This is a genomic window from Mesorhizobium sp. B2-1-8 (assembly GCF_006442545.2).
Lineage (GTDB): Bacteria > Pseudomonadota > Alphaproteobacteria > Rhizobiales > Rhizobiaceae > Mesorhizobium.
In genome coordinates this window covers 264,108-276,938 of the sequence record NZ_CP083952.1, presented here as the reverse complement: position 1 = coordinate 276,938, position 12,831 = coordinate 264,108, and the positions used below count along the sequence as shown (strand labels likewise).

The following is a 12,831-nucleotide window of genomic DNA, read 5'->3' as shown; positions in this document are numbered from 1 at the left end:
TCCTCAGGCCACATCGGCGGGTTCGGTCTCCGACTGTTCTCCCGATAGCATCATGGACAGCCGGCTCCGCGGCTTCGCCTTCAGGCGCTGATATTGCCCGACTTCCACGACACGGCCGTCTTCCATCGCCACCACCCAGTCGGCGAAGGCGATCATCGACGGCCGGTGCGCGATGGTCAGGATCGTCATTGTGCCGCGCAGGCCGTCGATCGACCTGGCGATAAGCGACTGATTCTGCCAGTCGAGCGCGCTTGTTGCCTCGTCCAGGATGAGCAGTGAGGGCTTGCGCAGCAGCGCGCGTGCCAGCGCGATGCGCTGACGCTCGCCGCCCGAAAGGCGCACGCCACGGTCGCCGACCACCGTCTCCAGTTCGAGGTCGAGCCGTTCTACGAATTCGCCGGCATGCGCGGCGCGCAACGCCGTCCACAATTCGTCGTTGCTGGCCCGTGGGGCTGCAAGCCGCAGGTTCGCCGCGATCGTGTCATGCAGCAGGAACACGTCCTGCGGCACATAGGCCACCTGATCGCGCCACAGGCGGCGATTGCCGGCATCGATCTCGATGCCATCGACGAGGATCTTGCCTGCGGTCGGCTCGAGCAGCCCGAGCAGCATGTCGGCGATCGTGCTCTTGCCTGATCCGGACGGGCCGATCAGGGCGGTGACCTTGCCGGCCGGAAGGCCGAAGGTGATGTCGCTCACCACCGCCTTGCCGGCGCCGTCGTCATAGCCAAAGGAGACGTCACGAATGTTCAGCCCCGTATCGAGGGTCAGCTTGCGGGCATCCCTGGGTTCGACATGGCCTGGCTCCCGCTCGGCGTCGAAACGTGCCTGCAGGCTACGCATTGCCGTATAGGCGGGCAGGTTGATCAGCACCTGCTGGGCCTGCGTCTGCATGTCCATGAAGCGCGGCGCGATTCGCATGAAGACCAGGAGCAGCACGACGATCTCGGCCAGCGACAGGTGGAAGCGGACCAGCGCCACATAGATGAACAGGCTCAAGCCCACGACGCTCGCCACCTGGAACACGGCGGTGCCGATCGAGCTGTTGCGCACATAAGCGATGTTGTCGGCCTTCATCTTTTCGAGCGTGGCCCGCAGCTGCGCGAAATAGCTGGCCTCGACATTGAGGCTCTTGGCCACCTTGATGCCACCGAGAAATTCCGAGACCGTGCGGTACTGGTCCTGGCGATTGGTCGTCAGAATCCGGCCGAAGGCGGTGGCCCGCGAGCGAAACGGCTGCAGCGCTATGAACATCACGATGCCGATGATGACGGCAAACGCCGTCATGACCGGCGAGATGAACATGGAAATCACGAGATAGCCCACCAGCAGCACGGTGATCTGAACCATCATCAGCAGGGAAAAAGCCGCCCCCTGGACGCGGTCGATGTCACCGGTCAAAGCATGGTCGAGATCGGAGCCGCGCATGCGCGTGAACACGCCCCACCGCGCCTTGCCGATGCTCTCGAACAGGTTCATGCGCAAGCGGTTGATGAAATCGAAGAGCAGCCTTGCCATATAGACCGACTTGAAGCGGTTGAAGGCTGCCTGCATGGCAACGAGCCCGACCAGCGCGCAAAGCACTGTGGTCAGCTGCAGCGTTCCGCCGGGCACCAGCCAGCGCACGAAATCAATGTTCGGCAGCCTGACCGCGAAATCCTGGTCGGCACGCCCGACCAGATGCAGCAGCGGCACCAGCAGCAGAATCGAGATGCCTTCCGTCAGGCTGCCGAGGATCAGGAACAGCAGCGCCGTCCAGGTTCGCCGCCCGCCGATCTGGGCAATGACGGCGCCGAACGCCGCGACATCGCGAAACAGCGACAGGCTGAAGATCGATGACCTAGGCATCTCCAGCCAGTTCCTTTTCGATCAGCGCCACAGCCTCGCCGATCCTGTCGATGCCCGTCGGAACGTCCAGCCGGCACACGCCGACATGGTTAGCGATTGCTGAACAGTGGTGAAGATGCATCGCCGCGAAATCGCCGGAGAGTGCGGCGCGGCCGAAACGCGTCACGTAGGAGAATTTGATGATGGCCGGCAAGGCGGCGATGCGAGGCAATGGGGTGATCCCGGCCCTTTCGCCGCGCTCGAGCATATAAATCCTGGTCGCCGGCACCCTGTTGCCGGCGAAGGCGCCGTGCAGGCGATGCTGCATCTTCTCGATCGCGGGATGCACCTGCGGCCGCACTTGCGCCTGCCCAAGCGAGATCGCCGCCGCGGCATCGGCCGCAAGCTTGATCTGCGGAAACCCCGGAACTATCATCGGTTGGTCCGAGTCTGCCAGGTCAAGCGCCACGACGTCGTCGGTGAGCAGATCGTGCCCGGCCCGGATCAGCGCGCTTGCCGTCGTCGATTTGCCGGCGCCCTTGTCGCCCATGAAGATGGCGCCCCTGCCGGTCACGGCTATGGCGCTGGCGTGCAGGACGAGCAGGCCGCGCTGGTGCAAAAGCAGCGCCAGCACTGGTCCCAGCAATGGGAAGGCAAGCAAGGCGTCGCCGACGCCGGGTGCCGGCTGGACATCGATGCGGCGGGCGTCGCTGATCAGGAATGCGCCGACGGCCTCCCAGGCCAGATACTGCCGGCCAGGCTCGAAGCGGAAGACGGTCGTTGCCTCCGCCGACGGCTTGGGCATATCGATCGGGCCGATGGCGATCTCGATGTCGGCCGCCGCCGGCTCCGCCGGCTCCAGTTCGGGCAGTGATATTTCGGACGCGATGATCAGGCCATAGGCGCGGTAGTAACGCCGTTCTCCGGCGATCCTGCCGCGCCGGAAAGGATGGTCGAGATCGCCGGCGAACGGCTCATGGCGGGACATCATGCGGGGCTCCCCCCATGCTGGACCTGCCGCAGCCACAACGACAGTGACGCCGAGCGCCAGACATATTGGACATCGAGCGCCGCCGCCTGGTCCGGCTGATGCAACAGCCGCGCATAGGCGGCGTTTACTTCCGGCAGGTTGACATAGGGCGCGATGCGACCCGCATCGCCAACCAGCAACTGCTCCAGCAGGCCGCGATGGTTGCGCACCATGCCGTTGACGAGATTGGCGGTGAAATCGATCTTGTCGCGTCGCCACTGGACAGCCGCCGGCAGGATACCCTCCATGGCCCGACGCAGCACGTAGCGGCCAAAGCCGTGACTGAGCTTCTGCTCGCCCGGCAGCCCCAGGCAGAATTCGACCAGCGGCTTGTCCCAGAACGGATAACGCGGTTCGACGCCGAAATTGGCGGCGACCTTGTCCAGAACCTCGAAAGAGTGCGGCACATAGCCGTTGGACAGGATCCAACGGTGGCTGAGCGCATCGCTGGCCCGGACGCCGGGCGGCATATAGCCGGCTCGGTGGAACCGGTCGATGATCTCGGTTCGCCTGGCAAGGTCCGGATTGATCAGGTCGCGCCAACTCCGGCCACGCTGCGATCGGGCAGGCCCGCGTATCCTGTTCAGGGCCCGGTTCCCCAAACGCCGCAGCTTGGCGATGCGCCAGGCCGGCCCGTAAATGGTGAGGAACTGGAAATAGAGGCCGAGCGTGCTGTCGCCATAGGTGTTGGAGGCGCTGCGCACCTCGCGCCAGAGGTCCAGCCATCTGCCGCCATTGGCAAGCTCATGCAGATGGCCATGTCCCTGAGAAACAACTTCGTCGCCGCCATGGCCGTCGAGCAGCACCTTGATGCCTTTGGCGCCCGCCGTCCGGTATATGCCGCGGGTCAGCGTCAGGCCCGGCGCCAGGAAAGTGCCTTCCTGCTCCTCCAGCACCCGTTCGAATTCAGCGAAGGGCGCATAATTGCCGACATGGATCAGCGTCGGATCGGCCTTCTGCTGATCCAGCACGGCATCGATGAAGGAGCGCTCGTCCATCGATGAACCCTTCTCGAAAACCAGTGAGAAGGTCGGCAGCTTCGGCTTGCGCCCGGCCGCATTCTGCAGCCCGGCCACGCAGGCGATCGAGGAGGAATCGAGGCCGCCGCTCAGCATAGCGCCGACCGACGGACTCCCCCGCATGCGATTGCGGACCGATTGCGAGAACAGATGGGCGAATTCCTCAGCGGCGTCCGACCGCGGCGCCCGCTGCGACGGCTCTATCTGCCAGTACCGGCGCAGCACCAGACGTTGCGCGGTGACCGTGAGGCTGTGACGCGCCGGCAGGGCGAAGATGTCGCTGTAGGGCGTGGACTGCGGGTCGTCGGGCAGGCCGGCCAGGAATCCGGAAATCCGGTGCTCGCTGAGGCGTGCATCGACCCCCTCGAGGCCGAGCATTGGCCCGATCTCGGAGGCAAAGGCAAAGCGTCGTTCCGCCGCGTGGTAGTAGAATGGCTTCACTCCGAAATGGTCTCGCGCGCAGAACAAGAGCTGCCGTTCGGCATCCCAGACGGCAAAGGCGAAATCGCCTTGCAGATGCACCGGGCAGGCTTCACCCCAGCGCAGATAAGCCCGCATCAGCAATGACGCATCGGCGACTGAACTGTCCCTGATGCCGAGCCCGGCGAGCAGTTCGTCGCGGTTGTCGAGCCGGCAGTCGGCGGTGATGGCCAGCTTGCCGCCAGCCATGGTCAGTGGGCCGGGGCCGGCTTCGTCGGTCGTGTTGAACCAGGCGTGGCCAAGCGCGATCCCGCTGTCCAGCCACCACGAGCTTCCGTCGGGACCACGATGGCGCATGCGCGCCAGCATCTGCTGGATGCCGCTCGCCGCTTCAGCCGGCGCGGGAGCCTGTCGCAGCAGGATTCCGGCCACGCCGCTCATAGGCTGCCGTGGTCGATCAGGTGGGCGAAGCCATCGACGGATCCGCCGAGCACGATGTGGTCGTCGCTGACCAGCCAGGCATGCGCCTTCAATTGCTCGCCCGTACCGCGCTCGATGCCGATGCGGATATTCGACGCATTGCCCTTGCGCGCGAGGAGGTATTGGCCCGAAAGCGCCTGGGTCAGGCATGTGGCGCCCGGCACGAACCGTGCGGCTGCTGCAACCCCCCAGGCGACGAGCCGCAACTCGCCCATGCTGGCACATTGGCGCGCGTTGAGCCGGGTCACCATCGCGCGGACGCGGTTGTAGGAGAACACTGTCAGCCCGACCCGGACGGTCGCGACCACCAGCAGGCAACGGCACAGGAAAAGCGCTTCCGAGCCGCTCAAGGACAAAATTCTGGTCAGGCTCCGCCTGCCAGGCCGCTGCTTCATCGGCGTGGGGGGTCTCTGCGTCACAGGTCTTTGCCGCGCAACCATGGCGTTCTGCGCCACCTGCCTAGACGAGTGCCTCATGCTCAAGCCTCGCAAGCCCGTTTTCCGCAAGGCCTTTCAGCAATGCGTCGACGTCGGCCTTGCAGCGCTCGGCGTCGACAGTGTAGCGCGCGAGGACGGCGCTGCGGATATCGGCGATCGGCTTGGGTTCCTGGATCAGTTCCCAGATGAAAGCGCCGACACCGTTGAGGCTGTAATAAATATTGGATCTCAGGTTGAGAAGCGCGAGACCATCGCCGAATTCGCAAGCAACGGCGTCCCTGGTGGCCTTCACGCAATCGTGCTCGGTTGGGTTCCAGTTCATCCTAAAACCTCGTTTGCAACACACGGTCTACGCGGCATCAGTTCGACGGGGAAAGTCGGGGATTTTCGTCCCCGGCTCCATTTCATTGTCTTCGATCCTGGAGGCCCAACGTCATTCCTCCAGAAACAGGCTGGTCTCAGGAGAACGTCAGGTCGCCGATCGGGGTGTGTGCGGGAAACGACGCATCGGTCGCCGTGCTGCCGCCGCCGCCTTGGGTGATGGTCTCGATCGAACCATGTACCGTCAGGTTTGGCGTTTCATACTCATGCTTTTCAACATTCTGTTCCATTTTACTCTCCATAAGGACTTGAAACGGCCTGTCGATTGCCGTCAGCACTTAAATGCTGCATTGCAATAGCTGCACGGCAACATTTATGAGTCAAGTCTCATTTACCTGGCGTTAATCAATTGTGGGTTGCGAACGTCATTCGACGTGGCGATCCGCCTCTCGTGAGGTGAAGCCGCATGAAATCGGCGATTGCTTCCGGTAACCATGTAGGATTTTGCTATTTTGAGGGAAATTCACGCAGGCGATTGATTTTAGATGACGCTAAACTATATCCCTCTTTCAGTTGACCATCGCCGATAGCTCGGCTAACGCGCCGCGACAGGGTTGGAATTGAGTCCATGCACCTCGTCACTTTCGCGGGAAGCTGGCAAACGTTATGGTTGCAAAATCTTGCACTGCGAAAGGAAGGGCTTTACGACGCCGCGGTTTTTAAGGATGCTTTGCTTCGCACTTGCAGCATACGCGACGCGCAAACCGTTTTTTGGAGACTGTGCGCTCAATGGCCTTGCCGGAAAGCTCTTATGAACGACTGCGCGCAACCGACTGCGCCGACGAGATCGCCTATGTGCAGGCCTGCTTACGGCTGTATTTTGCTGCGCCGGCCGCCTCGGTCGGCGAGATGTCGCCGCCGGGCCTTTCAGTCGCTGCCGTCACCGACATCGCCAGGCTGAACAAGGTCGGAACCTTCGTTCTGAAGGCGCTGTCGCGTGCGCTGGCGCATGAGAGGCCGGCCGAGCTCTTCCAGTGGCTCGAAACCTATCGCAGAAGGACGGTTTCGATGAACGCCGCCTGCCTGATGGATTCGATGGCCATCAACGAGGCGCTGCTCGACAGGCGGATCGATTTCGTCTTCCTGAAAGGGCCGTTCCAGCAGCATCTGCTTTACGACGATCACTTCATGAAGCCTGCCGGCGATGTCGACATCCTGGTCTCGCCGGCCGGGTTCTTGAAGGCACGCGAAGCGTTGCGCGCGATCGGCTACGAGGTGTCGGGCAAGTCGCGTTCGGTCTGGTGGGTCCGCTTCCTCGGCGAACAGCACATGGTTCGCGGCCATGGGCCGAAATCATCCACGGTCGATCTTCATTACCGGCTCCAGCAGCCCGGCTCGCCCAGCCCGCGCGATGCCGACGGGTTCCTGCGGCGAAAACGGCTGGTCGAGATCACCGGCGTCGAAGTCCCCTTCACTTCGGCGGCCGACACTTTGATGCTGTCCTGCATCAGCGTCGCCAAGGCCCTGTTCAACCGCGAACCCTGCGCCGGCTATGTCTGCGATATCAGGGCCAGCTCCAGCCGCCTCGACGAGGCCGATCAGCAGCGTGTGCTCGATGCCGCGGTGAGCCAGGGACTGGACGACACCTTGCTGCTCGGCCTGCGCGCCGCCGATGTGCTGCTGGGCGGCACCGGCACGCTTCTATCGGAGCGGGCCAAGCCGATCCTGTCGCGCATCGGCAATGAGGACCTGCTCAACATGGTCATCGCGCCATGGCTGTCGTCGCTGCGCTGGCCGCAGCGGCGGACAGTTTTGTGGGAATTGTGCGGCCGGGCTCCCGTCCGCTACCTAGCCGAGGCTGGCTGGGCCGCCTCGGCGGACATCAGCCGCCGCATCTTCGAACGGCCGGCCAGTCCGTGAGGGCGATGAATATCGAACGCGTACAGGGCGAGGGCAGAACGAAACCTGTGCAAGAGGCAAATTCCATGTCGATGACGAAATCCGAGGTTTGCGTGATCATCGCGGCCAAAAACGCGGCGCGCACGATCGCGGTTGCCATCGCATCCGCGCTGCGCGAACCGGAAGTGGCGGAGGTCGTCGTCGTCGACGATGGCTCTACAGACACGACCGCCGAGGTCGCCCGCTCCGCAAACGATGGCAGCGGCCGGCTTACAGTCATGCGCCTCGACGTCAATCGCGGCCCATCCTTTGCCCGCAATGCCGCGATCGCCGGCTCACGAGCACCGTTCGTCAGCATTCTGGACGCCGACGATTTCTTCCTCGAGGGCCGGTTTCGCAACCTGTTTGCCGGCGCCGACTGGGATTTCGCCGCCGACAACATCATGCTCATCAGGGATGACGCGACCGGCGACGCGACCAAGATCGTCGCCCCGGATTTTGCCGCCGATCCGGAATTCCTCGATCTCGAACGGTTCGTGGAAGGCAACATTTCCAGGCGCCGCGTGCAAAGAGGCGAACTCGGCTTCCTTAAGCCCGTGATCAGCCGCGCCTTCCTCGACCGCCACGGATTGCGCTACGACGAAAGCCTGCGACTGGGTGAGGACTATGAGCTTTACGCGCGGGCGGTTGCCCACGGGGCACGGTTCAAGGTCATCCGTTCCTGCGGTTACGGCGCCATCGTGCGTGCCGATTCGCTCAGCGGCCGCCACAAGACGCAGGACCTGAAGCGGCTGGCCGATGCAGATCTGGCGCTGCTGGCCATCGACAGCCTGCCGGAAGGGTCCAAGGCGGTGCTGCGGCGGCACGAGAGGCATGTGCGCGACAAATACCGGCTGCGCAATTTCCTCGATGTGAAGGCCGAGCGGGGCCTCGCTTCCGCAGCGGCCTACGCCTTCGCAAGCCAATCCAACCTCGTTCCCATCGTCCAGGGCGTGGCATCCGACAAGCTCGAGGCGTTGTTTCGCAATATTGGCCTCGTGTCCAGGAACAAGCGCGTGCCACCGCTGCGTTTCCTGATGGCCGGAACCAGCGCGGGCAAGGCACGGTAAGGCACGGGAACGTTCCGTCTTGCCTGCCGGCCGCGGGCCCAGCACGCAACCATTTCGATCGGATTTATGAGTTTACGAATTGGGTGGTTGCCTCGCGGCTCCGGGGATGGCAATCTATGTTGCGGTGCAGCAAATTGAACGACCAGCCGAACTAGCCCCCGATCGGACTGGTCCGAAGTCTCACTTCGTCAGAGGAGTGGACGACGCGGTATGAGTTTCAGGCCCGGCCAGAAAGCCGACCCAGAAAGCCGACGATGACGGGAGTTTAAGTTCATGGCTTCGATATTCGGCTTCAGATCAAGGGATCCGGCGCGCGACATGCAGACAGACGTTGCGCGTCTGGACCGGCTGGCGAAGCTGTTCGAGCAGATCGCGGCCGAAATCGATGCCGAGAAAACCGGCCTGGAAAGCCGCTACCGCAAGGAGGCGACCAACGCGGCCTTCCTTGTCGAAGCCATGGAAAACGGTTCGGCCTCCGACCGCCGCTCGTCCGAGGTCAGCGCGTTGACGCAGTCCATCTTGAACAGCGAGCGTCGTATCGCGGCACTGTCGCGCCAGGGCGGCATGATGCGTGAGTTCCGTCATTCGCTTGATGTGGTCTTCCACGAGAATGGGACCGCCGATTCACCGGCCACGGTCGAATCGGCCAGGCAGACAGGAGCCGGCCGAGGGTGAAGGTGGCGGCGCGGGACCGTTACGATGGAGGTGATGCAAGGAGTGGTCAAGATTGGCCCGTTTGGAAGCGGTTCAAACGTCGACTTTGGGTTGGGAACGCACAGCGCAAAGGGGAGTTTGTCATGAATTCGGATCCCAAAATCATGTCCACGACAGCAATCGACGCCGCCCTGCATTTCGGCTGGCGGTCCGGCCTGGCGGTCGCTTTGCTGCTTGCCGTTTTTGGCAGCCTGCCGGCAACCCCGTCTCATGCGCAGGATATCCAGTCCTCGCCCTCCTTCGTCGACGATTTCAAGAGTTTCGACCATGAGCGCTGGTACGTTTCGGACGGCTGGACAAACGGCAGCCATCAGAATTGCACCTGGTCGAAAGGCCTGGTCGAGCTTTCCGATGGCGTTCTTTCGCTGGGTTTCGCGAAGCAGAAGACCAAGGATCGTGAGTTCGCCTGCGGCGAGATCCAGACCAAGCAGCGCTTCGGCTATGGGACCTATGAGGCTCGGATGAAAACCGATACGGGCCCCGGCCTCAACGCGGCTTTCTTCTCCTATATCGGCCCGTCCGACAAGCAGCCCTGGGACGAGATCGATTTTGAGATCCTCACCAAGGACACGTCCAAGGTGCAGGTCAACGCCTACATCGCCGGCAAGGGCAAGAACGAGAAGCTGGTCGACGTGCCCGGAGGCACCGACAGTGCCTTCAACGACTACGCCTTCGTCTGGGAGAAGGATAGTCTGCGCTGGTACCTCAACGGTCAGCTGGTGAACACCATTACCGATCCTGCGAAGCTGCCCAGCCATGCTCAGAAGATTTTCTTCAGCCTTTGGGGCAGCGACACGATGAAGGGCTGGATGGGGGCGTTTGCCGATCCGGGCCGCAAGCTTTCGCTGCAGGTCGAGCGTGTTGCCTTCACCGCGCTCGGTCAGCCCTGCCAGTTTCCGGAATCGCTGGTATGCAGCGTAAAAGAGTTGGGAAAGACGAATTGAACCGGCCGGACCGAAAGCGGCTCCAGGCCCTGGATGGGAATGAAACCGAATGAACTTGACGGTGTTTGGAATTGGCTATGTCGGCCTCGTGCAGGCGGCGGTGCTTGCCGAAGTTGGCCACCAGGTTGTCTGCGTCGATATCGACGCAAGCAAGGTGGAGCGGCTCAATCAGGGCTTTGTCCCGATCTTCGAGCCAGGCCTTGAAAGCATCGTCAGGGAGAATCACGCCGCTGGCCGCATCAAGTTCACCACCGATGCGGCGGCTGCCGTCAGGCATGGCGAAATCCAGATGATCGCGGTCGGTACGCCGCCCGGCGAGGACGGTTCGGCCGACCTCAAATATGTGCTGGCGGTCGCCGAGACCATCGGCCGCGAGATGGATACCGCCAAGATCGTCGTCGGCAAGTCGACAGTGCCGGTCGGCACCTGCGAAAAGGTGAAGGCCAGGATCGCCGAGACGCTGAAGAAGCGGGGGCGCGAGGATTTGAGCTTCGACGTCGCCTCCAATCCAGAATTCCTCAAGGAGGGCTCCGCCGTCGCCGACTGCATGAAGCCGGATCGCATCATCGTCGGCACCGACAGCGAGGACACCGAGGCGGTGATGCGCGAACTCTACGCGCCCTTCAATCGCAACCACGAGAAGATGATCGTGATGGACGTGCGCAGCGCCGAATTCACGAAATACGCCGCCAATTGCATGCTGGCGACCAAGATCAGCTTCATGAACGAGATGGCGAACCTTGCCGAGCAGCTCGGCGCGGACATCGAGGAGGTGCGCAAAGGCATCGGCAGCGATCCGCGCATCGGCTACCATTTCATCTATCCGGGTCTCGGCTATGGCGGCTCGTGCTTTCCCAAGGATGTTCGCGCCCTGATCAAGACCGCCGAGGGCGTCAAATTCGACGCCAAGCTGCTGCGCGCCGTCGAGGAGCGCAACAATGACCAGAAATCCGTCCTGTTCGACAAGGTGCATCGCTATTTCAAGGGCAACCTCGAGGGCAAGACCTTCGCGCTGTGGGGCCTGGCCTTCAAGCCCAACACCGACGACATGCGCGAGGCGCCCGCGCGTGTCCTGATGGAAGCGCTCTGGAACGCCGGCGCGACCGTGCAGGCCTATGACCCCGAGGCCATGCAGGAATGCCAGGCCGTCTATGGGCTGCGCGACGACTTGATGCTGTGCGGCACCAAGGAAGCGGCATTGCGCGGCGCCGATGCGCTGCTGATCGCCACCGAATGGAAGAGTTTCCGCGCACCGTCCTTCGATGCGCTGAAGGATGCACTGACCACGCCGGTCATCTTCGATGGCCGCAACCTCTACGATCCCAAGGTCGTGGCGCGCCACGGCATCGAATATCACTCGATCGGCAGAATGGCGGCATGAGATCGGGGCGGAGACAAGCTCGAAATAGGGCGGATGGGGCAACCAAGACAAGCGCGCCAGGCGCGGAAAGAATTGCGGCTGATGATGCTGTGAAGTCCGGGAAAATCACCAGGGACGATTTCGAAAGCGAGGCGGCGGCTTTGGCCTGTTGCGTCGGAAAGGAGACCCCATGAAAGTTCTTTTTGCAGGCGGCAATGGCTACACGCCTGAATTCAGCGGCGGCGTTCAGTCGAGCACCCATCATCTGGCCGAACAACTGATCGAGCACGGGCATGAGGCCGCGGTGCTTGCCGCCCTCTTCGGAGATGGTGTCTTCGGTTTCAAGGCGCGCGCCAAAATGAAGCTCTTGCGCCAGCCCGCGGTCGTCGACAGTTTTCCCGGCTATCCGGTGGTGCGGGCATGGTTTCCCTGGGAAGTCGCCAGTTTTGCGGTTAACCGGATGAGGCCGGACGTAGCGGTTGTCCAGTGTCATAAATCGGTTCCGCTCGGCAAGGCGCTGCAGACCGAGGGCGTGCCGCTCGTCGTCTATCTCAGGAATGTCGAATTTCATGAGTTGGGCGGTGACCTGCGCGACCTGGACTCGGCGCTCTACATCGCCAATTCGGAGTTTACCGCGCGCACCTACGCCAAGGAGTTCGGTATTGAGGCGGCGGTAATTCCGCCGACCATCAACCCGATGCACTACAGCACGCCGACCACGGGCCAGTTCGTCACGCTAATCAATCCCTACGAGGAAAAGGGCTTTGAGCTCGCGGTACGCATAGCGGGCGCTTGCCCCGAAATCCCGTTCCTGTTCGTCGAGAGTTGGAAGCTGGAAGAGGATCATCGGGCGCGCATCGAGGAAACGATCGCACCGCTTGGCAATGTGACGCTGGAGAGCCGGACCACCGACATGAAGACTGTCTATGGCCGCACCAGAATCCTGCTGGCACCCAGCAAATGGGAAGAAGCCTGGGGGCGAGTGGCATCGGAGGCCCATTGCTGCGGCATTCCTGTCGTTGGCTCGCGGCGTGGCGGCCTGCCCGAAGCGATCGGGCCTGGCGGCGCGGTGCTGGACTATGACGCCCCGGTCGCCGACTGGGTCGCGGCTGTCAGGCTTCTGTGGAACGACAACCAGGAATATGATCGGATCTCAGGCCTCGCGCGCAGCTTCGCAGCGCGTCCGGAACTCGATCCGGACCGTCAGTTCGTTACTTTCTTCTCGATATTGGACAGGGCAGTGCGGCAGGGCGCACGGCAAGCTGCTTAGA

12 protein-coding genes are annotated in these 12,831 nt (G+C 62.7%); 6 read left to right on the top strand and 6 right to left on the bottom strand.

What is annotated here, in order from left to right:
• Positions 1–3: 3 nt before the first annotated feature.
• The 6 genes from FJ970_RS01265 to FJ970_RS01240 all read right to left on the bottom strand — a co-directional run bounded on the left by FJ970_RS01265 (position 4) and on the right by FJ970_RS01240 (position 5,824).
• Positions 4–1,848 carry an ABC transporter ATP-binding protein gene (locus FJ970_RS01265; protein ID WP_140762713.1) on the bottom strand — a complete coding sequence of 615 codons (1,845 nt, stop codon included), beginning with the start codon at positions 1,846–1,848 and terminating at the stop codon, positions 4–6.
• Positions 1,841–2,818 carry a serine kinase gene (locus tag FJ970_RS01260; protein ID WP_140762710.1) on the bottom strand — a complete coding sequence of 326 codons (978 nt, stop codon included), beginning with the start codon at positions 2,816–2,818 and terminating at the stop codon, positions 1,841–1,843. Before FJ970_RS01260 ends, FJ970_RS01265 begins: the two co-directional genes overlap by 8 nt.
• Positions 2,815–4,737: a lasso peptide isopeptide bond-forming cyclase gene (locus FJ970_RS01255; RefSeq protein ID WP_140762708.1), complete on the bottom strand. Its 1,923-nt coding sequence runs from the start codon at positions 4,735–4,737 to the stop codon at positions 2,815–2,817. The genes FJ970_RS01260 and FJ970_RS01255 overlap by 4 nt, the downstream gene beginning before the upstream one ends.
• Entirely contained in the window at positions 4,734–5,126 is a 393-nt protein-coding gene (locus FJ970_RS01250) for a lasso peptide biosynthesis B2 protein (protein ID WP_227791997.1), read from the bottom strand. The genes FJ970_RS01255 and FJ970_RS01250 overlap by 4 nt, the downstream gene beginning before the upstream one ends.
• Before the next feature lie 109 nt (positions 5,127–5,235).
• Entirely contained in the window at positions 5,236–5,535 is a 300-nt protein-coding gene (locus FJ970_RS01245; protein ID WP_140762702.1) for a PqqD family protein, read from the bottom strand.
• A gap of 136 nt (positions 5,536–5,671) precedes the next feature.
• Positions 5,672–5,824: a lasso peptide gene (locus tag FJ970_RS01240; protein ID WP_140762699.1), complete on the bottom strand. Its 153-nt coding sequence runs from the start codon at positions 5,822–5,824 to the stop codon at positions 5,672–5,674.
• A gap of 499 nt (positions 5,825–6,323) precedes the next feature.
• On the opposite strand from FJ970_RS01240, the gene FJ970_RS01235 reads away from it, so the two are divergent.
• The 6 genes from FJ970_RS01235 (at position 6,324) to FJ970_RS01210 (ending at position 12,830) form a co-directional block, all read left to right on the top strand.
• On the top strand, positions 6,324–7,454 hold the full coding sequence (locus FJ970_RS01235; protein WP_140762696.1) for a nucleotidyltransferase family protein: 1,131 nt from the start codon (positions 6,324–6,326) through the stop codon (positions 7,452–7,454).
• Positions 7,455–7,519: 65 nt separating this feature from the next.
• Positions 7,520–8,542, top strand: a complete 1,023-nt coding sequence (locus FJ970_RS01230) for a glycosyltransferase family 2 protein (RefSeq protein ID WP_140762693.1) — start codon at positions 7,520–7,522, stop codon at positions 8,540–8,542.
• A gap of 273 nt (positions 8,543–8,815) precedes the next feature.
• A complete protein-coding gene (locus FJ970_RS01225) occupies positions 8,816–9,217 on the top strand; it encodes a hypothetical protein (protein ID WP_140762690.1) in 402 nt (133 codons plus the stop codon).
• Positions 9,218–9,339: 122 nt separating this feature from the next.
• Positions 9,340–10,200 carry a family 16 glycosylhydrolase gene (locus FJ970_RS01220; RefSeq protein ID WP_140762812.1) on the top strand — a complete coding sequence of 287 codons (861 nt, stop codon included), beginning with the start codon at positions 9,340–9,342 and terminating at the stop codon, positions 10,198–10,200.
• A 49-nt stretch (positions 10,201–10,249) separates the two neighbouring features.
• Positions 10,250–11,581: a UDP-glucose dehydrogenase family protein gene (locus FJ970_RS01215; RefSeq protein WP_140762687.1), complete on the top strand. Its 1,332-nt coding sequence runs from the start codon at positions 10,250–10,252 to the stop codon at positions 11,579–11,581.
• 169 nt (positions 11,582–11,750) lie between these two features.
• Complete coding sequence (locus tag FJ970_RS01210; RefSeq protein WP_140762684.1) at positions 11,751–12,830, top strand: glycosyltransferase; 1,080 nt, start codon at positions 11,751–11,753, stop codon at positions 12,828–12,830.
• Position 12,831 lies beyond the last annotated feature (1 nt).

What these genes read in the sequence shown, in the direction of transcription:
- FJ970_RS01265 (WP_140762713.1), bottom strand. Translation starts at nt 1,848, where the DNA reads ATGCCTAGGTCATCGATCTTCAGCCTGTCGCTGTTTCGCGATGTCGCG.
- FJ970_RS01260 (WP_140762710.1), bottom strand. Translation starts at nt 2,818, where the DNA reads ATGATGTCCCGCCATGAGCCGTTCGCCGGCGATCTCGACCATCCTTTC.
- FJ970_RS01255 (WP_140762708.1), bottom strand. Translation starts at nt 4,737, where the DNA reads ATGAGCGGCGTGGCCGGAATCCTGCTGCGACAGGCTCCCGCGCCGGCT.
- FJ970_RS01245 (WP_140762702.1), bottom strand. Translation starts at nt 5,535, where the DNA reads ATGAACTGGAACCCAACCGAGCACGATTGCGTGAAGGCCACCAGGGAC.
- FJ970_RS01240 (WP_140762699.1), bottom strand. Translation starts at nt 5,824, where the DNA reads ATGGAACAGAATGTTGAAAAGCATGAGTATGAAACGCCAAACCTGACG.
- FJ970_RS01235 (WP_140762696.1), top strand. Translation starts at nt 6,324, where the DNA reads ATGGCCTTGCCGGAAAGCTCTTATGAACGACTGCGCGCAACCGACTGC.
- FJ970_RS01230 (WP_140762693.1), top strand. Translation starts at nt 7,520, where the DNA reads ATGTCGATGACGAAATCCGAGGTTTGCGTGATCATCGCGGCCAAAAAC.
- FJ970_RS01225 (WP_140762690.1), top strand. Translation starts at nt 8,816, where the DNA reads ATGGCTTCGATATTCGGCTTCAGATCAAGGGATCCGGCGCGCGACATG.
- FJ970_RS01220 (WP_140762812.1), top strand. Translation starts at nt 9,340, where the DNA reads ATGAATTCGGATCCCAAAATCATGTCCACGACAGCAATCGACGCCGCC.
- FJ970_RS01215 (WP_140762687.1), top strand. Translation starts at nt 10,250, where the DNA reads ATGAACTTGACGGTGTTTGGAATTGGCTATGTCGGCCTCGTGCAGGCG.
- FJ970_RS01210 (WP_140762684.1), top strand. Translation starts at nt 11,751, where the DNA reads ATGAAAGTTCTTTTTGCAGGCGGCAATGGCTACACGCCTGAATTCAGC.